This window comes from Corallococcus sp. EGB (assembly GCF_019968905.1).
In the GTDB taxonomy this organism is placed as follows: Bacteria; Myxococcota; Myxococcia; order Myxococcales; family Myxococcaceae; genus Corallococcus.
Genome location: NZ_CP079946.1, coordinates 733,380 through 757,023 on the forward strand (window position 1 = coordinate 733,380; position 23,644 = coordinate 757,023).

Below are 23,644 nucleotides of genomic sequence, written 5' to 3' on the forward strand. Positions count from 1 at the left end.
CCTCATCTCCCCTTGCGCGCGCTCCACAGCGCCGCCAGTCCCCGCCGGACGAGGGTGCGCACCTGCGCCAGCTCCTCGGGGGCGAGGGGGTGCTCCTCGTCCTGCTCCGCCTCGAACAAGCTTTCCGTCACGTATTCCTGGAGGGCGGCCGGGGCGGGCGGCGCATCCGGTTCCCTGTCCAGGGCCCTGGCATCCACGGCCGCGAGCCCCGGCGGCCAGCCCAGCTCCAGCATGGCGTGCAGCTCGAAGAGCAGGTGGCGGGCGACCCCATAACCTTCATCCGTGAGGCCAGCGGCGTCAAGCGCACCCAGCAGGCTGTCCTGCCGGTTCTCATACGCGTGCATCAGCCGCGTGCGCGCCTTGTCGTCGTCTTCCAGATAACGCCAGGCGGCCTCCACGAATTCGGCGCCGGGCTCGTCCGGATGGAAGGGCGCGGGCGGCTGGAGCCGCTCCTTCTTCGGGCGCGGCGGGCGGGGGCCGTCCTCCAGCCGCACCCCCTTGCCCTCCAGCACCAGGTCCCAGAGGCCCAGCAGGTTCTGGTACAGGCGGCGCGCCAGGTCCGGATCCGGGAAGCGGGGCTCCCCGTCGAAGAGGGTGGGAATCACCTGGGCGGCGTCGGCGCCGTCCGCGCGCGCCTCGCGCATGCGCTCGAGCACGTCGGCGGTGTCGCAGGGACTGCCGGCCAGCTCCAGCAGTCCGTCGAGCGTCTGTGCACCCTCGAACTGGCGGACGAAGTCGGGGGCTCGGTTCTTGGAGCGGCTCATCGTGGGATGGACGGTAGGCACAAGGCGGGCATCCGCGCACGGGGCATTCACCCAGAAGGGCGTCGCTTCCGTTTCGGGCGCGGCGCCCCTACTCTGCGGCAGTCATGGCCGTGGAATCCTCGTCCGACCCCTTGAAGTCCGCGATGCAGGAACTCTACCGCGCGCGCGCGGTGGAGGGCCCCATGGGGGAGAACGGCCTGCGCACCGTCTGGCACCTGTCTCCCCAGGGAGCGGAGCTGATGTCGCTGGTGGACGAGGATGGCCGGGTGCGCCGCCAGGAGCTCACGCTGCTGGATGAACACTGCATCTGGGCCAGCGGCCAGGGCGTTCGCACCGGCCGGGTGGAGGGCGGCCCGTCCCGTCCCGTGTCCACGGAGGTGCGCGCGGACCCGGAGCTGGTGCCCCAGCGGCTGGTGCGCGCCGCGCAGGCGCTCGCCACCTACGAGGGCCAGGACCGTTACATCCTGCACATGCAGCGCGTGCTGGCGCTGGCGCGCGAGGGGTTGGAGATGTCCAGCGTCACGTCGCCGGAGCCCCTGGGAGAGCGGCCGGGCCGGGGGGCGGGCGCCCGCGACACCGTCCCCATCCGGACCGTGACCTTCACGCCGGTGGCCCCGTCTCCAGAAGCCGTCCCGGCCGTGGCGCCGGCGCCCCTGGTGGAGGTGGCCCCGGAGCCGGAGCCGGTGGTGCTGCGCTACGGTCAGCCGCTGCCCAATGAGGTCATCCCCCCGGTGGTGCGCAAGTCGGAGGGGCTGGTGATGGTGGCCGTCTTCGGCTTCGCCGTCGTGGTGGGGCTCATCATGCTGTTCGTGCTGATGCGGGGAAGCTGAGCCGCAGCGGCGAGCGCTCGCCCATCAGGTGCGTCACGTCCGCGTCGGTGGGGACGCTGCCGGACGTCCGGTGGCCGGCGGTGACGCGCTCCGGCCCCAGCGTGGTGTGCAGCGGGTGCGCGTCCAGCACCAGCAGGACGGCCACCACGACGGTGAGCACCAGGCCCCCCACCCACTCCAGCGCGCGCGTGCGCCGGGCCTCCCTCGCGCGGTACGTCATCAGCCAGGTGAAGCCCAGCACCAGCAGGCAGGAGAAGCAGCCCCAGCGCACCGTGCGCAGCCGCGCCGCCTGCGCCATGCCCTCCGCCATCAGGTCCGGGCGGAGCTCGCCGGGGGCCCGCGCCAGCCGCGTCAGCAGCGTGAAGAGCTGGTGCGCCTCCAGCGTGCCCACCACCGCCATGCTCGCCAGCGCCGCGGACACCAGGCTGGCCAACAGCAGGCTGCGGCGCGTCTGCTCCTGCCCCACGCGCGCGGTGTTGTAGCGCGCCATGCCCAGCGCCACCGACAGCGCGCCCAGCAGCACCGCGCTCGTCCAGGCCCCCAGCAGGCGAGGCGCCATGGCCCTGCCCAGCCCGGCCGTCAACGCGATGCCCGCGTCCGACGCGGACACCAGCGGCAGCGCCGCCTGCAGCCGCTCCAGCAGCACCTCCGTGCCCAGCAGGCCCAGCGTCCACGGCACCGTGGCCATGCCCAACATCACCGCCAGCGGCACCGTGCGCCCCAGCAGCGTGGAGCCGGCCGCCAGGCTGAGCAGCGGCACCTCCACCACCAGCGTCACGACCAGCAGCAGCGAGAACGGCCCCGCGGAGGTCACCACGCTCAACAGCCCGGCGGGACTGCCCAGCAGCGCGGGCAGCGTGCCCCCCAGCACGCACACCGTGGTGGGAACGGCCAGCGCCACCGCGAAAAGCCCGGGCGCGACGTGAGGTCTGACTGGAACAAGCATTTCCAGTGAGAATAGGGGGACTGTGATTCCTTGTAATTCAGACGGGGGGACGTCCCACGAGCCAGTACACGACAGTGCAGACGGCGCCGGCCACGGGAGCGAGCACGATGCCCCAGAGGAGCGTGTGTCCGCAGTCCGCGCCCTCGCAGCCGATGCGCCCGTAGGCGAGCACGCCGCTGGTGAGCATGGGCAGGTGCATGCCCGCGATGAACAGGCCCAGGCCGCGCAGCACGAGCCCCCGGTACCAGGGCCGCGTCCACAGCCGGAAGACGAGCGGGACGAGGACGAGCGTGCCGGTGAAGGCCGCGGCCAGCGCGAGGTGCCGGGCGGCCACCGCGACGCACGCGCCCGCGGCCAGGAGCAGGGCGGGCACCAGCAGGAGCGCGTTGAGCGACAGTGGCTCTCGTTCGCGGGGCGGCGTCGGACGCATGGGCCAGGGCGGAAGGCTCGCAGGGCGTGCCCGGTCGCGCAAGGACGGGAATGGAGCAGGGAGGTCGGGCACGGGCCGCAGGTACACGCACTCCGCGAGCGGACGCCATGGCCCCGCGGGGTGGCGTTCAGGCGGCGACGGCGCCCTCGCCCAACAGCCGCGCGTAGCGGCCCCGCAGCGCGAGCAGCTGTTCGTGCGTGCCCGCCTCCACCACCTGGCCGCCCTCCACCACGGCGATGAGGTCCGCGTCGCGCACGGTGCTGAGCCGGTGCGCGATGACCAGCACCGTGCGGCCCTTCATCAGCGCCTGGAGCCCCGCGCCCACCGCCGCCTCGCTGGTGGCGTCCAGGGCGCTGGTCGGCTCATCCAGCAGCAGCAGGGACGGGCGGCGCAGGAAGGCGCGCGCCAGGGCCAGGCGCTGGCGTTGTCCGCCGGACAGGCGGCTGCCCCGCTCGCCCACGGGTTCATCCAGGCCGCCGGGCAGCGCGCGCACGAAGTCCTCCGCGTGCGCCAGCCGCAGCGCCTCCCACAGCGCGTCGTCCGTCGCGTCCGGCTGGCCCAGGCGCAGGTTGTGGCGCACGGTGCCGGAGAAGAGCACCGGCTCCTGCGGCACCCACGCCAGCTGCGCGCGCACGCTGGAGGACTTGAGGGACGACAGCGGCACGCCGTCCCACTTCACCTCGCCGCCGCTGGACGGAAGGAAGCCCAGGAGCACGGAGAACAGCGTCGTCTTGCCCGCGCCGGACGGCCCCACCAGCGCCACGCGCGCGCCCGCGGGAATGGTGAGGTCCACGCCGCGCAGGGCCTCGCGCCCGTCCGCGTAGGTGGCGCGCACGCCGGACAGCTCCAGCGCGCGCGTCAGGGGCTGCGCCTCCGCTCCTTCATCCGGAGGCACCGGCGCGTCCGCGAGCGCGAACAGCCGCTCCGCCGCCGCCAGCCCCGTGAGCACCTGCGACAGCGTGCCGCTCAGCGACTTCACCGGCTGATAGAGCAGGAGCGCCGCCGCCATGAAGGACAGGAGGCGCCCGGCGAGCGACGGATCCATGGACACCGCGCGGGCGCCCCACGCCACCGCCACCGCCACGCCGACGATGCCCAGCAGTTCAACGGTGGGGCTGAACGCGCCGCGGATGAAGAGCGAGCGGCGCATCTCCGCCAGGTACGCCTCCGCTTCCGCGTCGAACGTCTCCAGCGCGCGCGGCACCGTGCCGTACGCCTGCACCACCGGGAGGTTCTGCAGCTGTTCGGCGGTGATGGCGCTGAGCGCGCCCAGGTTCGCCTGTGAGCGGGTGGCCACCTTCTTGAGCGACCGCGCGAAGCGGTTCACCGGCACCACCGTCACGGGAACGACGACGAACGTGAAGAGAAAGAGTTTCGCGTCGATGAGGAAGCAGGTCGCCAGCAGTGCGACAATCTGCAGCCCATCCCTCACGTACGATGACAGCGCCTGGGTGACAGAGAACTCCACCAGGGGTACGTCGGAGGTGAACCGGGAGAGGATTTCTCCGGAGTGCCGCTGCTCGAAGAACGCCGGTGGCTGGGCGAGCAGGCGGCCGTAGAGAAAGCCCCTCAGGTCCGCCATCACCCGCTGGCCCAACCGCTGCATCAGGCCGCCCTGAAGGAACTGGGCGGTGGCCTTGACCAGCGCCACCGCGACCACCAGGAGGGGCAGCCGGGACAGGAGGGCCTCCGGCGCCAGGGTCATCCCCGCGACGGTGACGGGGGCGCCGGTGAGGACGGCGCGCAGGAGCGGCCCGACGATCCACGCGTACGCGGCGGTGGCCGCCGCGGCGGTGAGCGAGGCCAGCGTGCCCGCCAGCAGCAACCGGCGGTACGGGCTCAGGTAGCCCAGGAGCCGGCGATAGACGTGCGCGGAGGGACGGGGGGCCACGGAGGGGGCGCACTCTGTCACCGAGGCGACGGTGGCGTCCAAGCGAAAGGGAAGCGGGGGAGCGGGTGTGCATGGCCGCCCGCCCCACGGCCGGCCAGGGAGCACTCACGCCCGCCTGCGTTGCCGCATCCCACACATGCGGACAGCTTGAGATGCGCCATGGAAACCAACTCCGAGAAAGAAGTCCAATTCAATCCCGGCTGCGAGTCGGTCGTGGAGGACGAAGAGCGCCGCCGTCTGCTCTGGCTGATGGCCGAGTACTTCCGCACCATTGGTTACTCGGACATCAAGGCCCGCCTCCCTGGCTTCATGCCGCCGCCCGTGTTGTCCGGCACCATCGAGGACCACCGGCCGGACTTCACCTGCCGTCAGTCCGACTCCGCCCGCACGCCCATCATCCTGGAGATCGTCACTCCCGGCATGGTGGATGATCCAACCGCGGAGAACCGCTGGAGCCTGCTGGCCAGCGCCGCGAAGCTCTACAACGCCGAGCTGCACTTCGTGGTCCCCAAGTGGTCCACCGGCGGCCCCGTGGACCCGGCCCTCAAGCGCCGGCTCGCCCGCATGGAGCTGACGGCCAACCGCGTCTGGACCGTGTAGCCGGAGCCTCGCGTCACACGGGTTGGGCCCGGGCCCGGATTGCTGGCGTGTTTCGCTGCGTTATAGTGACTCCGATTCTCTACGCAGCTTGAAAACGCCAGCAATTTCCAGGGGTTTGATTCAATGGCAGGGGCCGCAGGGCAGAAGCGCGACTACTACGAGGTCCTGGGCGTCCAGAAGACTGTCTCGGCGCAGGACCTGAAGAGCGCGTTCCGCAAGGTCGCGTTGCAGTACCACCCGGACCGGAACCCCGGGAACCACGAGGCCGAGGAGAAGTTCAAGGAGGCCTCGGAGGCCTATGAGGTCCTGAGTGATCCGGACCGGCGCTCGAAGTACGACCGCTTCGGCCACGCGGGCAACCCCTTCGGGGACGTGGGCGGCGGTTTCCAGGGCGTCAACATCAACGACATCTTCGGGGAGATCTTCGGCGACATCTTCGGAGGTGGCGGCCGCGGCCGGCAGCGCCAGAGCCGGGGCGCGGACCTGCGCTACAACCTCGAAATCTCCTTCGAGGAGGCGGCGTTCGGCTGCCGCCCGAAGGTGACCATCCCCCGCCCGAAGAAGTGCGAGACCTGCTCCGGCTCCGGCAGCAAGAGCGGCGCGGCGCCCCGGCCGTGCGCGGCGTGCGGCGGCAGCGGTGAGCTGCGTTACTCGCAGGGCTTCTTCGCGGTGTCCCGGCCGTGCGGCGACTGCGGCGGCACGGGCGCCACCATTCCGGATCCGTGCAACAAGTGCCGGGGCTCCGGGAAGGTCGCGTCGGAAGAGGTCATCGAGGTCGCCATCCCGGGCGGCGTGGACAACGGCACGCGCGTGCGGCTGGCCGGCATGGGCGAGCCCGGCGACCGGGGCGCTCCCGCGGGCGACCTGTACGTGACGGTCATCGTGCGCGAGCACCCGCTGTTCCAGCGCGAGGAGTACGAGGTCTTCTGCGAGGTGCCGGTGTCCTTCACGCAGGCGGCGCTGGGCGCGAAGATCGACGTGCCCACGCTGGACGGCAAGGTGAAGATGACCATCCCGGCGGGGACCCAGTCCGGCAAGGTGTTCCGCCTGCGCGGCAAGGGCATCCCGCACCTGCACAGCCAGCAGCGCGGAGATCAGCACGTGCGCGTCATCATCGAAACGCCCACGGAGCTGTCCTCCAAGCAGCGCGAGCTGCTGGAGCGCTTCGCGGAGGTGTCCGGCGAGGAGACCCATCCGCAGTCGAAGTCCTTCTTCGACAAGGTGAAGGAGCTCTTCGGCTAGCAGGCCGGGCGTGCGTCCGGGGCCGCGCGCGAGCGTGGCTCCGGGGCCGCACGAAGGGGGAGGGGACGGGGCTCTCCCCTCGGTGACGCAAGCGGGCACGCGCGGTGCACTGAAGCGGACGTTCCGGGGGAATCTTCCCTCCGCTCAAGTGTCGACGGAGCCTCACCCGCGCTGCTATGCACCTCGCCATGGAAGTCCTCTCCGCATCGCGCCGCGCGCTCGTCGCCGCGCTGGCCCTGACCCTGACCGCCTGCCCCAAGACGCCCTCCCGCACCGACAGCCGGGACGGCACCGGGGATGAGACTGCCCAGAACAACCGCCCGCGCGTGGAGGTGAAGCAGGACGCCACCGCGAACGCCGCGCTCGCCCAGGCCCGCACCCAGGCGCAGTCGAACCCGGACAAGAAGCAGGCCGCGGAGGCCTACCTGTCCGTGCGCAAGGCGTACCCCGCCACCACGGCCGGCCAGGACGCGCTCTACAACGCGGGCGTCCTCTTCTTCGAGGCGAAGGACTACGCGAACGCGCGCCGGACCTTCAACGAGCTGCTCTTCGAGAACCCCCTCCACGCCCAGGCCGAGGACGCCAAGCACAAGCTGGCCGTCTCCGCCATGGAGGTGGGCGCCTACCGCGACGCGTACCAGACGCTCACCAGCCTGGCCGAGCGCGCGGAGGGCGCGGAGAAGGAGCAGCTCCTGAGGGAGGCCGCGCGCGCGGCGGAGGGCGCGGGCCTGTACTCGCAGGCGCTGTCGTCCGCGGTGAAGGAAGCGGGCGACGCCCGGACGCCCGAGGAGAAGGCGGCCGCGGTGCAGAAGGTGGAGCAGCTGGTGGAGGGCCGCGCCAGCTTCCTCGACATCGCCCGCGTGCAGGAGGGGCTGTCCCCGTCCAACCCGGCGTGGCCGGTGCTCCAGTTCAAGCTGGCGCGCATCTACTACCACCTGCGTGACTGGACCCGCCTGGAGGAGGCGCTCCAGACGTACCTGCGCGAGGCGCCCAACAGCGCGTTCGCGCCGCAGGCGAAGGAGCTGCTCGCGCGCGCCACCCGCCGCGTGGAGGTGCGTCCGCGCACGGTGGCGGTGCTGTTGCCCATGACGGGCCGCTACCAGCCCATCGGTGAGGCGGTGCTGCGCGGCGTGAAGCTGGCCCTGCAGGGCAGTGACATCGAGCTGGTGGTGAAGGACACGCAGGGCGACGTCAACAAGACGGGCCAGGCGATGGAGCAGCTCGCGTTCGACGACGGCGCCATCGCGGCCATGGGCCCCCTGCTGGTGGACGACACCAAGCGCGCGGCGCTGCTGGCGGAGGAGCTGCAGGTGCCGCTTTTGACGCTGAGCCGTCAGGAGGGCATCACGGACATTGGCCCGTACGTCTTCCGCAACATGCTGACGAACTCCGCGCAGGCGCGCGCCATCGCGGACTACGCGATGAACGTGAAGGGCTACAAGCGCTTCGCGGTGCTCTACCCGAACATCCCCTACGGCGTGGAGCTGGCGAACGAGTTCTGGGACGACGTGGTGTCGCGCGGCGGCGCGGTGCGCGGCGCGGAGTCCTACTCCTACGACCAGACGACGTTCACCGGCGAGGCCAAGCGCCTGGTGGGCCGCTACTACCTGGAGGACCGCGGCGACTACGCGGAGGCCGTGCGCGACGTGCAGGGTGAGAACATCACGGACGCGTTCCGCCGCCGCAAGGCCATGGAGAAGGCGAAGAGCGGCGTGGAGCCCATCATCGACTTCGAGGGCCTCTTCATCCCGGACGACTGGCGCCGGGTGAGCCTGGTGACGCCGGCGCTGGCGGTGGAGGACATCGTCACCAACGCGTGCGACCCGCGCGACCTGGAGCGCATCCGCAAGACGACGGGCAAGAAGGACCTGAAGACCGTCACGCTCTTCGGCACCAACCAGTGGTCCAGCCCCAAGGGCCGCTCGGGCCTGCCGGAGCTGCTGGAGCGCGGCGGCAAGTTCGTCACCTGCTCGGTGTACGTGGACGGCTTCTTCGTGGACTCGCAGCGGCCGGCGACGCAGAAGTTCGTGAAGGCCTACCGCGACGCGTACCGCGACACGGGCCGCGACCCGGGCCTGCTGGAGGCCATCGGCTTCGACTCGGCGCGCATGGTGCGGCAGGTGATTGACAAGCAGCGGCCCAACACGCGCGCGGCCATGCGCGAGGCGCTGGCGGGGCTGAAGGACTTCGACGGCGCCACCGGCAAGACCTCGTTCAACGACAAGCGGGAGGCGGACAAGCAGCTGTTCCTGCTGTCCGTGGACAGCAAGGGCGTGAACGAGATCAACGTGGAGAAGGAGAAGGCCGCCGCGCGCGGCTCGGGTTCATGAGCGTTCGCGCAGGGGGCTTCTTCCTCGCGGGCGTGCTGGCGCTCACGGGCTGCGCGCACACGGCCGTGGGCGTGGGCCTGTCAGCGGACACGCTGGGCCGGCTGGAGTCCACGCCCGGAGGCTTCCTCTCCGGCGCGGTGGAGGGCTTCGACGGCGAGCCCACGGTCCTCAACCTCAAGGACTTCATCTACGCGTTGGACTTCGCCCCGACGGGCTCGCGCGTGGCGTACACGCGCCTGGGGCTCGACGCGTACCACGCCTCCGTCTGGGACCTGGCGCCGGCCTCGGCTCGGCCCGGGGGCAGCACCGCGCCGGTGATGCGCGCGGATCCGTCCGTCAACGCGCAGCAGTACGACGTGGAGGGCGTGGCCTTCTCGCCGGACGGCGCGCGCGTGGCCACGGTGAGCCGCAGCGGCGCGGTGCAGCTCTTCGACGCGGCGACGGGCGCGCAGGTGGCGGCGCTGGCCACGGAGGAGCCGCTGGTGTCGGTGGCCTTCCATCCGGACGGCCGGTGGCTGGCGGTGGGCAGCGCGGCGGGCCTGGTGTCCCTGCTGTCCGTGACGGACCTGGCGTTCGGCGCGGAGGCGCGGCTGCACACGGGGCCGGTGAGCGCGCTGGCCTTCGCGGCGGACGGGACGCTGTACTCGGGCGGCTGGGACGGGCACGTGCGCGCGTCGGACACGCCGGAGCAGACGCAGACGCCGGGGGTGGCGCGCACGCACTTCGAGCGGCGCGGCGGGGCCACGGCGGTGCAGGGGCGCGTGGACAGCGGGCCGCCGGTGGTGCTGGTGCTGGACTCGCGCACGCCGGTGGTGGTGCTCACGGCTGCCGCGGCGGCGGCTGCCGGCATCGACGTGGCGCTGCTGAAGGACACCGTCACCGTGCCGGGCGCGCTGGGCAACACCGTGGCGCGGCTGGCGCGCGGACGCACGCTGCGCTTCAAGGCGCTGACGCTGCCGGGCGTGGACGTGGCGGTGTGCGACGCGTGCGTGCCGCAGGGCAGCCAGGGCGTGCTGGGCGCGCCCTTCAGCGAGCGCGTGGACGCGGCCTTCGACGAGGCGACGGCGGAGGCCGTGCTCACGTTGAGGGGCGCTGCTCCGCAAGGGGCGCTCCCGGTGGCGTCACGGGCGCTGTCGCCCCGGCGGGACTTCACCTTCCCGGCGCACGTCAACGACGTCACCGTGGACGCGCGCGGAAGGCGCCTGGGCGTGGCCTTCAGCCAGGAGAAGGCGGAGCGCACGCTCGCGGTGTACCAGCGCGAACGCAAGGGCGTGGAGGCGCCCCAGGGCCCGTGGAACGCGAGCGCCCTGGTGGACGCGGCCTCCGGTCAGGTGCTGCGCAAGTGGGAGCTGCACCACGGCGTGGTGTCCACCGCGGCCATCGCGCCGGATGGGCGCTCGCTGGCGTCGGGGGGATGGGACCGGCGCGTGTACCTCTTCACGGAAGGCGCGCCGGAGCCGAAGGGCGCGCTGGAGTTCGGCTGGACCGTGCGGCGCGTGCGCTTCTCACCGGAGGGGCGTCAGCTGGGAGTGGCCGCGTGGACGCCGCAGAAGATCACCGGCAACCAGGAGAGCGACCCGGCGGCGGTGGTGGTGGACGTGCGCTACGCGTCCCCCACGGTGGAGCCGCGCGAGGCCCCGGCGGCTCAGTAGTTGAGGAACACGGCGCTGCGCGGAACGCCGCGCTGGGCCAGCTGGACCATCACGTCCTGCACCATGTCCGAGGGGCCGCACACGAAGGCGATGGCGTGCTCCAGCCGCTCCTCGCCCAGGTGGGCCTGCACGTAGCCGGTGAGCCCCTGCCAGCCGCTGGCGCCGGGGCGGCTCACGGTGCACAGCACCCTCACGCCGTCCGCCTGCCACTGCTTCAGCTCGTGCTGGTACGCGAAGCCCCCCGCCGTGCGCGCGCCGAAGTACAGCGTCACCTGGCCATACGCGCCGCGGTCCTGGCGCACGGCGGCGATGACGGGACGGATGGCGGAGATGCCGGAGCCGCTGGCGAACAGCAGCAGGTCGCGGCCGCGCGCCCTCTCCATGGGGAAGCCGGGCCCCTCCGGCCGCGTCACCTCCACGCGCGCGCCCACGGGCAGTTGCAGGAGCGCGGAGGGCAGCCCGCCCTCGGCCTTGAGGAGGAACTCCCACCGCGTGCCGGCGGGGGCGGGCGGCGAGGCGATGGCGAACATGCCCGGCTGCCCACCGGGAAGGCGCAGCTGGACGTACTGGCCCGGGTGGACGTGCGCGCCCACGAGCGGCGTCCCGCCAATGTCGAGCACCCAGTCGGTGAGGCCATCCGCCGCGGGGGTGCTGGCGGTGACGGTGGCGGTGTGCCAGTCGCTCATGGGGACTTTCTAACCCGTCCTCCTGGCGCGTGCCTCCCCTGCTAGAGTCAGGCCCGTGAAGACCGTGTTCTGGCTGTTCATGTTCCTCGTCGGCCTGGCCGGCGTGGTGATTCCGCTCACGTACCTGTACACGGCCAGCAAGCTGCCGCGGCTGGAGAGCGAGTTCGACGTCGAGAGCCAGCTGCGCCACCGCATCGAGGGCGACCGGATGAGCATCCTGGCCGGCCGGATGGACCAGGGCGGCCGGGAGCGCACGCCGGTGACGTTCACGCGGCCGGACTTCTCGCGGATGCCCAAGGACCTGGTGGCGCTCTACATCCGCCAGATGGACTGCCCCACGTACTTCCAGACGCCGCGCGAGGACGGGCGCGCGTGGGCGTGGCGCCTGTTCGCCGGCGTGACGCTGGGCAAGGCGCCCCCGGGCGACGGCGCCTGCGAGCGCCGGCTGGCGGTTCGCATCGCGCGCGAGATGGGCATCGAAGGCGACCTGCAGCTGGCCGTGGCGGCGCACCGGCTGCACGCGTTCTTCCAGAAGGACCAGCTCGTCGCCTACGACCTGGCCACCATCCGCTTCGAGCGCGGCGTCATCGGCGTGGAGGACGCGGCCCGCAAGCTCTTCGGCCGGGAGCTGGGCGACCTCCAGCTGTCGGAGCTGGCGGAGCTGCAGCTCGCGCTGCCGCCATACGGGTATTACGGCGACATCAAGGCGTGCAAGAACGCGAGCCTCATCCGGCAGAACCGCGACATGCTGTTGCAGGACCTGGCGGGCTACACGCTGGTGAGCGAGGAGCGCGCGCGCAACGCCATCGCGCAGCCGGTGGCGTGCCTGTCGGTGAAGTAGCGGGCGCTCAGCGCCGCACCTCCGCGGGCACCTGCGGAAGCCAGCCCACCTCGAGCGCGCCCCACAGGCCCAGCAGGATGGCCTCCGCGGCGTCGTGCCGCAGCGAGGTGGGGCGCGGCGCGTGGGACCACCCGATGACCCGCCGCGCGAGCGTGTCCGCGGCGTCCTTCGCTTGAGCGCCACTGCGCTGCTCGCGCGCGTAGAGCAGCCGGTGGCGCCAGTCCTCCGCGGCCACGCGCAGCACGGGCAGGGCGCGGCGCAGGGCCTCGCGCTCCCAGACGTCCGCGACGGGGCCTCCGCCCTCCAGCACGAGCCACGCGAGCGGGGACGCGTCCTGGAGCACGGAGGGCACCGCGCGCTTGAGCCGCGCGTGCGTGCCGAAGTTCTGCGAGCGGTACCACTGCAGCCGCCCGTCCGCGCCGAAGCGCGCGAGCCCGCTGCGCAGCCCCAGGTCCACCGCGAGCAACGCAGGGCCTGGGGGCGCGGTCATGGTGGAGGCTACTTGAGGTAGGTGCGCTTCCAGCCGCGAAGCTCCTCGAGGATCTCCGCGCGGCCCGCCGCGTCGTCCGCGTTCTCCAGGCGCTTGATCTGCTTGTCCAGGTAGTTGAGGGCGGCCTGCTGGGTGAGCCCCTTGTAGCCCTGGCTGTCGGCGTACAGGGGGCTGGTCTTGACCTGCTTCACGGTCGCGAGGATCTGCTCCCGCACGGCGGACTCGCTCGAGGACTCCGCGCGCCTGGGCGTGGGCGCCGGGCCTTCGCGGACGGGCTTCATGGCCACGGCCTTCGCGACGATCGGCGGCTCTTCCTTCGCTGGGGGAGGCGGCTCGGCGGCGGGAGCGGGTGGCTCCTGCACGGGCGCGGCGACTGCCTCGGGCGGAGGCGGCGTGGGCTCGGCCTTCGGGGCGGGAGGCGGCGTCGGCGCCGTGGCGATGACGGGCGGCGGCGTCTCGCCACCGCCGCGCGTGGCGATGACCACGCCCACGGCGGCGAACAGCACGGCCGCGCCCACGGCGATGGGCGCGAGGCGGCGCAGGGATGACGTCTCCTCCTGCGGCACCACCAGGTCCTCTGGCGGAACCGGCGGCGGCACCTGGGTGGTGGGGCGGCGCGAGTCCGCGTCGCTGACGACGGCGGCGGGCTTGGGCGGCGCGGGCTCCACGGGCGCGGGCGCGGTGGGGTTGGTGCGCGTGGCGCGCAGGGTGCGGCGCAGCTTGGACAGGTGCTGACGCAGGGCATCCGCGGAGTTGGGGCGCGTCTCCGGGTCCTTGGTGAGCATCTGCAGGATGAAGGCGTCCACGGCGGGCGGCAGGTCGGGGACGAACTCCGACGGCCGGGGCGGGCGCGCCTCCACGTGCTTCATGAGCAGGTCCACCGGGGAGCTGCCGATGAAGGGCAGCCGGCCGGTGATGATTTCGAAGGTGACGACGCCCATGGCGTACAGGTCCGTCATGGGGCCCACGGCCTGGCCGCGGGCCTGCTCGGGCGCCATGTACTCCGGCGTCCCGACGACCATGTCCGTGCGCGTCTGCGCGGTGCGCACGGTGGGCCCTTCGCCGCGCTTGGCGAGCCCGAAGTCCAGGAGCTTCACGTAGCGCGAGCCGTCCGGCTGGCGCACGAGGAAGATGTTGCTGGGCTTCAGGTCGCGGTGCACCACGCCCGCGCCGTGCGCGGCGCCCAGGGCGGCGAGCACCTCATCCAGCAGGGACAGGGCCTCCGGGACGGGGAGGCGGCCCTTCTCCGCGAGGACGGCGTCCAGCGGCTGGCCATCCAGGTACTCCATGACGATGTACTGGCGGCCGTCGGGGAGCTGGCCGAAGCCGAAGATGTCGATGATGCCGCGGTGGCGGATGGCGTTGACGGCGCGGGCCTCCGCGAGGAGCCGGGCCACCTGCTCGGACGAGTGCGCCAGCTCCGGGCGCAGCACCTTCACGGCGACGCGCTTGCCGATGAGGGGTTGGATGCCGTCGTAGACGAGCCCCATGCCGCCCACGCCGATGCGGGAGCGCAGCTCGTACTCGCCCAGCTTCAGGCCGATGAGGGGGTCGGTGAGGGCCGTGGCTTCGCTGCCGGAGTGCTCCACGATGACCTTCGGTTCCGGTGGAGTCGGATGGAACGACGACAGCACGACGGTGCCGTCGCGAGGGCACACCGCCGTCTCGGACGGAACGGTGAGGCCGCAGGTTTCGCAGATCAGCTCGGAAGACGTCTCCACCGGGAGGGAGCGTAACAGGTGAAAACCCGGGAAGCGAAGTCACCGCCCCGGGGATGCCGGGCAAGCGGACAGGCACCTGCCCCCAGGTCTTGTTTTCTCACCCGCTCTTGTCGGACAGCGGGCGATGCGGTGGGTCAGGGAGTCCCGGCGTCGACGACGATGCAGTCGACAAAGTCCTGGGTGAGTCCGGTGGGGCCTGCGTTTCCGCCGACACTCACACCACCTGCTCCGCCCTGTCCCGTCACGACCTGGCTGTTGATGAGCGCGACACCCGCGTCTCCCAGGCACCAGACGCCGACGGACGGGCCGCCCGCACCGCCACCTCCGGCGCCGCCCGGGCCACCCGCTCCACCCTTCGCGCCGTTCCCGCCAGTGCCGCCATACACCGTGTAGACCGGGCCTGCGTCGTTCACGCGGAAGTTGGTCGTCGCTCCCTGTCCACCCGACCCTCCCGGACCGCCGCCGCCTCCAGGGCCGCCGGCCATGCCTTCCCCGCCCATGCCTCCCTGGCCCGGGTGGACCTGGGACATGCCGGAGAGTGTGACGCGAGAGTCGATGACGATGAGCGCGATGGACGCGCCTCCGTTGAGGCCGCCAGTGCCGGGCTGTCCACCACATCCGCCTGCGCCACCACCGCCTCCAGAGCCAGCGCCTGCCGTCGATTCATCCGGAACGGCCGGCAGGGAACTGGCGGAGCAAGCCCCTCCGCCACCGCCGCCACCACCACCACCACCCGCGGGACCCACCTCGCCCCCCTGTCCATGCTCGGTTTCACGAGGCGTCCAGGCTCCGGTCGCTCGATCCATCTGCCCCAACGACGCCAATCCAGGCCGGCCAGCGGCGCCCGCGTCGTTCGCATCCTGGCCTACCCCACCGTCGTGGCCATTCGATACGAAGCAGGAGCAGGGCTGTCCGGGGACGGGGCAGATGAAGGTTCCCTCCCCACCGCCCTGGCCTCCGGAACCACCTCGGTCCGAAGGCGCCCCCTTGAACCCTGGTTGTCCATCCCCACGGATGAGTCCGGAGCCACTCGCACCGCCCGTTCGAGCACCGCCCGCCGCGCAAACGTTCGCACCACCGCTCCGGCTGTTCCCGCCGGAGCCACTCTTGCCCTCCTGGCCCGTGGCGCCAGTGCCCCCGCTCGCCCCCTCTCCCCCCGTGACGCCCGAAGCACCGGTGCCACCGGTGCCAGACTCGAGGCGCGTGGCGTTCAGCGTGGTGTCCACGCTGTTCACGATCTTGAGCGCCACCGAGGCGCCGCCATCGTTTCCGATGGTCGCGGATGCGATGTGCAGTGAGTCCAGCACTACGCTCGCACCCGTTACGTCGCGCACCGTGAATGCGAGTGCTCCGCCGTCGAAGAACGTGGTTCCGCCTCCGTCGAGGAACCGGCCCCAGTAAGGGCTCGTGCCCCCTTGCCACTTGTAGCCGCCGTGGATTGAAACCGGGATGTCCACCACGGGCGCGGGCTCATTGTACGTCCCCGTGCCCAGGTACACGATGGTGCGTCCCGAGCCTCCGTCGCGGATCTCCCGGAGGGCGCGCGCCAGCGTCTGGAACGGCTTCACGCGGGAGCCGTCGTTCTTGTCGTCCAGCCCCCTCTCTGGATCCACGAAGTAGCCGGCGTCCGCGACGCCATCCACGCCGTCGCAGTCCGTGTCCTTTGCCTCGTCATCGGGGAGGTCGGGGCCTGAGTTGGGAACGGGTTCGCAGTCATAACCCCCGTCTCCTCCGCCTCCGTCCTGGCTGTCACCGCCGTCCTTCACATCGCAGCGGCCCGCGTCCCGGCACTCCTCGTAGGCCGCGTCGAAGTCCTGGCAGCCACCCATGCCGAGCACCGCACCGAACACCGCGCTCAGCGCGCCGACCTTCCAGAGGTTCCGCATGGTTCTCTCCGAGCTCACTGCCACGTCCCGGCGAGGCTCAACCCACCGCCCTGCGGCGTGAGCGTCACGGACGGCTGAACGTTCGTCTGCTTCACCGGCAGGAAGTACATCAGCGCGCCCGCCGCGATCGCCGCCGCGCCCACGCCGATGCCCACCACGCCAAGCGTCTGCGAGCGCTTGCCGGAGTCCCTCACGTCCTGCCCGTTGGGGAGCGGCTCCGTGCCCTCGGTCAGCTTGTTGTACTTGCTGTGCGACTGCACGTAGAACACCGCACCCACGCCCGCGAGCACCACGCCGCCCGCCGCCGGCACCCAGGCCCACTTGCGCCGTCCCGGCGTCTCCACCTTCGGCGTGTCCGTGAGGTCCATCTGGCTGGGCGGCTGCACGCCCGGCGTCAGGTCCGGCCCCGGCACCGGCTGCTTCTCTCCCGGCGTCACGTTGGGCGTCTGCTGCGCCACGGGCGGCGTCACCGGCGGCGGCGCCACCGGCTCCGGACGCAGCACCCGCAGCGTGCGCGGCACCACCACGTCCAGCGACTTGCTGAGCGCGTCCAGCACCTGGTCCTCGCTCACGCCGGGGACGGACTCCTCGACGAGCGGAGCGCCGTCCTGCGCCGTGTACACGCGCACGCCCGCCTTGTACGCGTTCAGGTACGGACCAATCTCCGTCACCATCACCACGTCCGTCTTCGCCGCCACACCCAGCGACGCGATGCAGGACGGCTGCGTGCGGTTGCAGCGCATCATCGCCGTGCGCTTCTTCTTCGGCAGCGTGCGCGTGACATCCTCGACGCGGATCACCTCCAGGCCCCGGGCCTTGAGCTGCTCGGCCACGTGTTCCTGGGCGGTTCCGACGAGATAGCGCGGCGTGCCCCGCGTCACGTCCGTGGGAGCCAGCAGCACGGTGACGGGTTTCGCGGAGGAGGGAGGCGCGGGCGCCTGGGCGACCACCAGAGTGAGCGCGGCGATGAAGGGGATCAACACGGGAGCACTTTCTCCCTGACCCGCCCTCCTCGCAAGGTCAGGATTCGCTGACCCGCGTGGTGGGACAGGGCCCCACCCACCCAGGGATGAGCCCGATGTCCTACGCCGAGCGCACCGCGTCGCCGGCCGCTACCGGCGCGGACGCTCCGGCGGCGGGCGGATCTGCGTCTTCTCCGACGTGTTCAGCTCCGTCCTCGGCCGGTCGTCGTCCTCGTCCTCATCGTCCGAGGGCGGTGGAGGCGGACGGCGCGTGGGCACCGCACCCGCGCGCAGCGTGTTGGCCGCGGGCGCGCCCGGACGCGCGGGAGCAGGCGGCGGACGGCGCGGAGGCGGGGTGTTGCGCGCGGGCGGGGCCTCCGCGAGCAGGTCCTCGGACACCTGAACCAGCGGTTCGGAGGCCGGTGATGCCCGGGTGTCCTCCTGCTCCGCGAACGGGTTGCGCGTGGGGGGCGGCGTCTTGTCGTCGTCCTCGGAAGGCGGCGGCCGGGGGGGCGTCGCGGGGCGCAGCGCCGGAGCGGCCTTCGCGGGCGGCGGGGCCGGAGGCGGCGCGGCGGCGGGCTTGGGCGCGGGCGCCGCGGGCTTGGGGCCGGAGACCGGGCCGTCCGGGGCCGCGTTGCGGAGCACCTGCTCGAAGCGGGCCCAGTCCTCCTTGAAGTGCGCCGGATCCGGCAGCCCCTGCTCGCGGTGCTTCAGCGAGGGAGCCCAGCGCAGGGTGTACGCCTCGCCCACGTGGAAGCTGGGCGGGGGCGGCACGCCGTAGGTGGCCGGGTCGAAGAAGGCGTCGTCCAGGTCGTCGAAGCCGTACGCGCGCGCCTTCTGGATGAAGTTGGGGATGATGCCCGTGGGCGCGTGGTAGCCCAGGATGTTGCCGTGCTCGTCCTTGGCGACGGGCGTGAAGACGAAGATGTCCTGCGTGCGGTACTCGCCCTTCTCCGTGAGGGGCAGCACCTCCGACAGGGCAATGGTCTTGCGGCTGCCGTCGTGGAGGCGCTCGCAGCAGATGACGAAGTTGATGGCGCTGGCCACCTGGGCGCGCACGGCGACCATGGGCAGCTCCACGGACGACATGAGGCACAGGGACTCGATGCGGCGCAGCGTGTCCGTGGGCGTGTTCGCGTGCGTGGTGGCCAGCGAGCCGCCGTGGCCGGTGTTCATGGCCTGCATGAGGTGGAAGGCCTCGCCGCCGCGCACCTCGCCCACCACGATGCGGTCCGGACGCAGACGCAGCGCGGAGTGCAGCAGGTCTCCCATGTTGATCTCACCCTTGCCGAACTTGTCGGCGGGGCGGGATTCGAAGGCCACGATGTGGGACTGGTTGAGCTGGAGCTCGGCGGAGTCCTCGATGGTGAGGATGCGCTCCTCGTCCGGGATGAGGGACGAGACGATGTTGAGCAGCGTCGTCTTGCCGGAGCCCGTGCCGCCGGCCACCAGCATGTTGAGCTTGGTGGCGATGCCGGCCTCGATGAGGCGCGCCATGGGCTTGGTCAGCGACTTGAACTTCAACAGCGAGTCGATGGTCAGCTTGTCCTTGAAGAACTTGCGGATGGAGATGGTGGTGCCGTTGCGCGCGATGGGCGGAATCACCACGTGGATGCGGCTGCCGTCGGGCAGGCGCGCGTCCAGGCGGGGGCGCTCTTCCGAAAGGGGGCGGCCCACGAACTGGGCCATGTTGCGCGCGGCGCCGAGCAGGCCTTCATCGGAGAAGGTGGCATCCGTCTTGATCAGCCGGCCCTTGCGTTCGATCCACACGTCAGTGGGGCCGTTGATCATGATTTCCGACACCGACTCGTCATCCAGGTAGGCGAGGACGGGCTTGAGGAAGGCGCGGAGTGACTCGGTGTACATCGTCATGGCGGGCGTGAGGCTAGCGCGCCCGGGCCCGGGCCCCAAGCTCCCGCCCTGATTGCCTGCTCGCTTTCAGGTGCGGCGGTCCGGCACGATGCCGTCCGGGGGCGGTTACCCGCCCTCCGCTTCCGAGGAAGGAACTCCAGCCCATGCGCGGTCCCTGGTGGTGCTGCCTGGTGTGCTGGCTTGGGGGCTGCGCGTCTTCCGCCCCGCGCGACCCGGACATCGTGAGGCCCGAAGCCGGGGCTCCCTTCCTGGAGGAGATTCCAGGGCCCCTGCTGGGGCCGTTCGAGACGTCCTCGGATGCGCTCCTGGCCGCGTGCGGGAGGATCCTCTCCAAGCCCCATGCGAGCGCGGACCGCCCGGATCATCCCAGCTTCAGCACCCACTGGCGCGTCTCCAGCGAGTACTGCGCATGGGTGTACTACACACCGGAACATCAGTACGTCGTCAGCCGGCTCACCGACCAGTCGAGGGTCGATCCGGTGCAGCGGAGCAAGAGCTGCCTGCTGCCCTCCCGGGTCGCGGATGCGCGGTATCCCGCCGACGCGCTCCGCTACGTCTACGCCCTTCACAACCATCCCTATGGGAGCGCGCTGTCCTCGAATGACCTGCGCTTCATCGTTTCCGAAGGGCGTGCGCATGGCTTCGAAACCGAGACGAAGGCCGGACGCGTGAGGCTCTCCATCGTCGCCTTCTTCTCCAACACCATCGAACCGGCATCATGTGACGGCTTCCACCAGTACATCCCCCTCACGGGGCAGTTGCTGAAGTGGACACGCACCGCATCGGCGGGATGGCAGTGCGAGCAGACGGGCCGCGTCACGTGGCACGATGCGGAGGCATTGGACTTCACGATCCAGAAACTCCAAGGCCCCTGTCTGAGAGGGGCAGGGCCATGAGGCGACTGCTGCTCGTGGGCGCGGTCCTGTGCGTTGGCTGCTTGCGGCGCGAGGCGAATCCGTCTGATTCGTTGGCGGTGGAGGATCGCTCCATCGTCTTTCCGAACATGTACGCACACGAGGTGCTGGAGGTCGGAGCGCCGGGGCAGCCGTACTCGTTGGACGGAAGCCTGGTTCGGGCCCTGGTCGTGGCGGTGGATGACTTCCTTCCCCGCGAACAGGAGGGCCGGTCCTGTTCGAGCAGGAGAGAGGCTCATCGCTTCCGGGTCCTCCGTGAAGGAGACATCGTCTTCATTCGCATGGACCTGGACCCGCGGGCCTGTGAACCCGGAGGGTTGCTGCTGGATGGCGGTGTCACCTACGCGGTCCGACTCTCCGACGGCCGCATCCTGAGGCGGCTCCACGATGGAGAGCCCGACGGGCAGGGGATTCCTGGTGGTTCCGATGCGGGTGTGTCCGGCAATCCCTCGGACCCATCCATTCCGGTGGGGGATACCTCCTGGGGAGAGCCGCTCCCTTCGTTTCCATCCCAGTGGCTGGATGCCGGCAGTCCCGCACCCTGAGCAGGCCGCCTCCCCGCGCAACGCCCGCCTCAGGACGCGCGCGCTGGTCTAGGGTGGGCCCTTCACGGAGGGTCGCAATGAGCCTGGCGGATGGGTTGCCCGAGGACTGGAAGCAGGTGCTGCATGACGCCATCCACGCGCCGTCGTTCAAGGAGCTGGAGACGTTCGTGCGCAAGGAGCGCCAGGAACACACCGTGTTCCCGTCGGAAGAAGACCTGTTCTCCGCCTTCCGCCTCACCCCGTACGCGGACGTGCGCGTGCTGCTGTTGGGGCAGGACCCCTACCACGGCCCGGGCCAGGCCCATGGCCTCGCCTTCTCCGTCCAGCCCGGCGTGCCGCCGCCGCCCTCGCTCGTGAACATGTTCAAGGAACTCCAGAGCGACGTGGGTGTGCCCAAGCCTCGCGACGGGTCGCTCATCCCGTGGGCGAAGCAGGGCGTGCTCCTGCTCAACACCGTGCTCACCGTGCGCCAGGCCTCCCCCAACAGCCACGCGAAGCACGGCTGGGAAGCCTTCACCGACGCCGTCATCCGCGCCGTCAGCGCCAAGGAGGACCCCGTCGTCTTCCTGCTCTGGGGCACGCCCGCGAAGAAGAAGAAGGCCCTCATCGACTCGAAGCGCCACATCGTCCTGGAGGGCGTGCACCCCTCGCCGCTGTCCGCCAGCAAGGGGTTCTTCGGCAGCAAGCCCTTCAGCACCACCAACGCCGAGTTGAAGAAGCACGGCCAGCACCCCATCGACTGGGAGCTGCCCTCGTAGGTGCGTGTCCCGGGGGTGGCTATAGTGCCCGCCCACGATGGCCATCACCCTCCTCGAAGACGCCGCTCGCCCCCAGGCCGCTGAAGCCGTCGCGGCCATTGAGTCCCAGACCTCCGCCGAGGTCGTGGTGGCCGTGCGCCGGGCCTCCAGCCCCTACGCCCATATCGACGCAAGGCTGGGCGCGGCCGTCGCCTTCGTCATGCTGCTGATCCTCCTGTTCATCCCGCAGGAGGTCCACCTCTTCGCCTTCCCGCCCATCGTGCTCCTGTCCTATGCGGCAGGCGTGATGGGAGGCCGCCTGCTGCCGTCGCTGCGCCGCGCGCTCACGCCGCGCAAGCTCCAGGAGGACTCCGTGCGCACCGCGGCGCGGGCGGCGTTCACGGAGCTGGGCGTGTCACATACGTCGCGCCGCACCGGCATCCTGGTGTTCGTCTCCCTCTTCGAGCGCCGCGTGGAGGTCCTCACCGACTACGGCGTGGACACCTCGCTCATGGGCGCGGAGTGGCAGGACGCGCTCACGCAAGTGTCCGCCGCGCTGACGGCGTCCACCGCGTCCGAGCCCTTCTTCCAGGCCCTGCGCCGCTTCCAGGCGCCGCTGGCGCGCGTACTGCCCCGCCTGGAGGATGACGTGAACGAGCTGCCGGACATGCCCGGAGCCGTGGCGTGAGGGGCTCGCGCTCCGTCCTCCTCTTCGTCGCGCTGCTCGTCGGGCTGGGCTTCGCCTCGCTCCCCGACTCCGAGGCGCGCCCCGGCGGCGGCAACAGCTACCGCGGTTCATCAAGCAGCCGCAGCTCGTCGAGCAGCCGCAGCTCGTCGAGCAGCCGCAGCTCGTCGTCCTCCTTCGGCTCCAGCAGCAGCCGGTCCTCGTACAGCTCCAGTCCCCGCTATTACGGCTCCAGCGGCTCGTCGTCCTCGGACGGAGGAGGCACGTTCGGGAGCATCTGCATGCTCATCGTCGTCCTGGGCGTGGTGGCGATCGTGTTCGTCAACCTGAGGGCCGCCTTGGGACGAGAGGACTGGAGCACTGCCGAGCCCCACGCACCGCCACCGCCGCCCCGGCGTCAGGGCTCGTTGCGAACGAAGCTCGCGGGGCTGGCCCGCGTGGGGCCCAAGGGCTCGGACGGGTCGACGCAGCCGTTGGATCCAGAGTTCTCCATCGTCCTCTTCGAGGACTTCGTCTACTCCCTCTTCGCCCGCGTGCACGAGGCGCGCGGCGGCGGCCGCCTGGACACGCTGGGCGGCTGGCTGTCCGACGGCGCCATCGCGTCGCTCCATGAGCTGGGCACGCCGGACGCGGTGAAGGCCGTGGTGGTGGGCGCCGTGACGTACGAGGACGTGAGGGGCGTGGGCCCGAGCAGCCGCCGCGTCAGCGTGGTCCTGCGCTTCGAGGCCAACTACACGGAGGTCTCCCGCGGCTCCGAACAGAGCTGGTACGTCGCGGAGGAGTGGCAGCTGGAGCGCGACGCGTCCGCGAAGTCCCGGCCACCCGAGGACGCTCGCGCGTTCAAGTGCCCCAACTGCGGCGCGCCGCTGGAGAACGTGCACGGCCACAAGTGCTCGTACTGCGACACGGTGGTGAACACCGGCGAGTTCGACTGGGTGGTGACGCGCGTGGCCTCGCAGGAGCGCGAGCGGCGCGGCCCGCAGCTCACCGGCACCACGCAGGAGGAGGGCACGGAGCTGCCCACCGTCAAGGACCCGCGCGCCCAGGAGCGGCTGAACGCGCTCCAGCACGACGACCCGCACGCGACGCCGCTGGCCCTGCGCAAGCGCCTGGAGTTCATCTTCCACGAGATGCAGACCGCGTGGGCCGCGCGCGAGTGGAAGGGCATGCGGCCCTTCCTCAGCGACAACCTCTTCCAGACGCAGCTGTACTGGATCAACGCCTACCGCCAGGCGGGCCTGCGCAACATCACGGAGAACGCGCACATCACCCACATGGTGCTCGCGCGCGTGACGCGGGATGCGTACTACGACGCCGTCACCCTGCGCGTGTTCGCGTCCAGCCTGGACTACACGGTGCGGGACGCGGACGGGGAGGTCGTGGGTGGCAGCCGCCACCGGGAGCGCGCCTACAGCGAATACTGGACGCTCATCCGCGGCCGGGGCGTGCAGGGCAGGCCCTCCACGGAGAAGAAGTGCCCGTCGTGCGGCGCACCGCTGTCCATCAACATGGCGGGCCACTGCACGCACTGCCAGGCACGGGTGACGTCCGGCGAGTTCGACTGGGTGCTCAGCCGCATCGAACAGGACGAGTCGTACCAGGGTTGATGGAACTAGGATG

Annotated in this window: 21 protein-coding genes; 11 read left to right on the top strand and 10 right to left on the bottom strand. The window is 71.4% G+C overall.

Annotated features, from left to right (window positions below):
* Positions 1-2 precede the first annotated feature (2 nt).
* The gene (locus KYK13_RS03090; protein ID WP_223646505.1) at positions 3-764 is read right to left on the bottom strand and encodes a hypothetical protein; all 762 of its coding nucleotides are present in this window, start codon (positions 762-764) and stop codon (positions 3-5) included.
* A gap of 104 nt (positions 765-868) precedes the next feature.
* Here KYK13_RS03090 and KYK13_RS03095 point away from each other — a divergent pair, with 104 nt between their 5' ends.
* The gene (locus KYK13_RS03095; protein ID WP_223641822.1) at positions 869-1,594 is read left to right on the top strand and encodes a hypothetical protein; all 726 of its coding nucleotides are present in this window, start codon (positions 869-871) and stop codon (positions 1,592-1,594) included.
* On the opposite strand, the gene KYK13_RS39005 is transcribed toward KYK13_RS03095, so the two are convergent.
* The 3 genes from KYK13_RS39005 to KYK13_RS03110 all read right to left on the bottom strand — a co-directional run bounded on the left by KYK13_RS39005 (position 1,563) and on the right by KYK13_RS03110 (position 4,861).
* Complete coding sequence (locus KYK13_RS39005) at positions 1,563-2,495, bottom strand: hypothetical protein (RefSeq protein ID WP_304504089.1); 933 nt, start codon at positions 2,493-2,495, stop codon at positions 1,563-1,565. The two genes, KYK13_RS03095 and KYK13_RS39005, sit on opposite strands and share 32 nt — an antisense overlap.
* Before the next feature lie 82 nt (positions 2,496-2,577).
* Positions 2,578-2,970: a hypothetical protein gene (locus tag KYK13_RS03105; protein WP_223641824.1), complete on the bottom strand. Its 393-nt coding sequence runs from the start codon at positions 2,968-2,970 to the stop codon at positions 2,578-2,580.
* A 127-nt stretch (positions 2,971-3,097) separates the two neighbouring features.
* Positions 3,098-4,861 carry an ABC transporter ATP-binding protein gene (locus tag KYK13_RS03110; protein WP_223641825.1) on the bottom strand — a complete coding sequence of 588 codons (1,764 nt, stop codon included), beginning with the start codon at positions 4,859-4,861 and terminating at the stop codon, positions 3,098-3,100.
* A 159-nt stretch (positions 4,862-5,020) separates the two neighbouring features.
* Between KYK13_RS03110 and KYK13_RS03115 the strand changes: the two genes are divergently transcribed.
* The 4 genes from KYK13_RS03115 to KYK13_RS03130 all read left to right on the top strand — a co-directional run bounded on the left by KYK13_RS03115 (position 5,021) and on the right by KYK13_RS03130 (position 10,685).
* Positions 5,021-5,461 carry a hypothetical protein gene (locus KYK13_RS03115; protein ID WP_223641826.1) on the top strand — a complete coding sequence of 147 codons (441 nt, stop codon included), beginning with the start codon at positions 5,021-5,023 and terminating at the stop codon, positions 5,459-5,461.
* A gap of 123 nt (positions 5,462-5,584) precedes the next feature.
* Positions 5,585-6,703: a molecular chaperone DnaJ gene (gene dnaJ / locus KYK13_RS03120; protein WP_223641828.1), complete on the top strand. Its 1,119-nt coding sequence runs from the start codon at positions 5,585-5,587 to the stop codon at positions 6,701-6,703.
* Between the two features lie 188 nt (positions 6,704-6,891).
* Positions 6,892-9,033 (top strand): penicillin-binding protein activator, encoded by a 2,142-nt coding sequence (locus KYK13_RS03125; RefSeq protein ID WP_223641829.1) that lies wholly within the window; start codon positions 6,892-6,894, stop codon positions 9,031-9,033.
* Positions 9,030-10,685: a WD40 repeat domain-containing protein gene (locus KYK13_RS03130; protein WP_223641831.1), complete on the top strand. Its 1,656-nt coding sequence runs from the start codon at positions 9,030-9,032 to the stop codon at positions 10,683-10,685. Before KYK13_RS03125 ends, KYK13_RS03130 begins: the two co-directional genes overlap by 4 nt.
* Here KYK13_RS03130 and KYK13_RS03135 read toward each other — a convergent pair.
* A complete protein-coding gene (locus KYK13_RS03135; protein ID WP_223641832.1) occupies positions 10,679-11,371 on the bottom strand; it encodes an NAD-binding oxidoreductase in 693 nt (230 codons plus the stop codon). The genes KYK13_RS03130 and KYK13_RS03135 overlap by 7 nt on opposite strands.
* Positions 11,372-11,426: 55 nt before the next feature.
* Here KYK13_RS03135 and KYK13_RS03140 point away from each other — a divergent pair, with 55 nt between their 5' ends.
* Entirely contained in the window at positions 11,427-12,212 is a 786-nt protein-coding gene (locus KYK13_RS03140) for a transglycosylase domain-containing protein (protein WP_223641833.1), read from the top strand.
* 7 nt (positions 12,213-12,219) lie between these two features.
* Here the strand turns inward: KYK13_RS03140 and KYK13_RS03145 are convergent, their stop codons facing one another.
* From KYK13_RS03145 to KYK13_RS03165, 5 genes are all read right to left on the bottom strand, one after another.
* Positions 12,220-12,702, bottom strand: a complete 483-nt coding sequence (locus tag KYK13_RS03145; protein WP_223641835.1) for a hypothetical protein — start codon at positions 12,700-12,702, stop codon at positions 12,220-12,222.
* 8 nt (positions 12,703-12,710) lie between these two features.
* Positions 12,711-14,423, bottom strand: coding sequence for a serine/threonine-protein kinase (locus tag KYK13_RS03150; protein WP_223641837.1), 1,713 nt, complete (start codon positions 14,421-14,423; stop codon positions 12,711-12,713).
* Positions 14,424-14,557: 134 nt separating this feature from the next.
* The gene (locus tag KYK13_RS39010) at positions 14,558-16,309 is read right to left on the bottom strand and encodes a hypothetical protein (RefSeq protein ID WP_304504090.1); all 1,752 of its coding nucleotides are present in this window, start codon (positions 16,307-16,309) and stop codon (positions 14,558-14,560) included.
* Positions 16,310-16,323: 14 nt separating this feature from the next.
* Positions 16,324-17,292: a hypothetical protein gene (locus KYK13_RS03160; RefSeq protein WP_223641839.1), complete on the bottom strand. Its 969-nt coding sequence runs from the start codon at positions 17,290-17,292 to the stop codon at positions 16,324-16,326.
* A gap of 129 nt (positions 17,293-17,421) precedes the next feature.
* The gene (locus KYK13_RS03165) at positions 17,422-19,143 is read right to left on the bottom strand and encodes a CpaF family protein (RefSeq protein WP_223641841.1); all 1,722 of its coding nucleotides are present in this window, start codon (positions 19,141-19,143) and stop codon (positions 17,422-17,424) included.
* A 143-nt stretch (positions 19,144-19,286) separates the two neighbouring features.
* Between KYK13_RS03165 and KYK13_RS03170 the strand changes: the two genes are divergently transcribed.
* The 5 genes from KYK13_RS03170 (at position 19,287) to KYK13_RS03190 (ending at position 23,631) form a co-directional block, all read left to right on the top strand.
* On the top strand, positions 19,287-20,039 hold the full coding sequence (locus KYK13_RS03170) for a hypothetical protein (RefSeq protein WP_223641843.1): 753 nt from the start codon (positions 19,287-19,289) through the stop codon (positions 20,037-20,039).
* Positions 20,036-20,602: a hypothetical protein gene (locus KYK13_RS03175; protein ID WP_223641844.1), complete on the top strand. Its 567-nt coding sequence runs from the start codon at positions 20,036-20,038 to the stop codon at positions 20,600-20,602. Before KYK13_RS03170 ends, KYK13_RS03175 begins: the two co-directional genes overlap by 4 nt.
* Positions 20,603-20,679: 77 nt before the next feature.
* Entirely contained in the window at positions 20,680-21,360 is a 681-nt protein-coding gene (locus KYK13_RS03180) for a uracil-DNA glycosylase (protein ID WP_223641846.1), read from the top strand.
* Between the two features lie 37 nt (positions 21,361-21,397).
* Complete coding sequence (locus KYK13_RS03185; RefSeq protein WP_223641848.1) at positions 21,398-22,027, top strand: TPM domain-containing protein; 630 nt, start codon at positions 21,398-21,400, stop codon at positions 22,025-22,027.
* On the top strand, positions 22,024-23,631 hold the full coding sequence (locus tag KYK13_RS03190; protein ID WP_223641850.1) for a TIM44-like domain-containing protein: 1,608 nt from the start codon (positions 22,024-22,026) through the stop codon (positions 23,629-23,631). The genes KYK13_RS03185 and KYK13_RS03190 overlap by 4 nt, the downstream gene beginning before the upstream one ends.
* Positions 23,632-23,644: the final 13 nt, after the last annotated feature.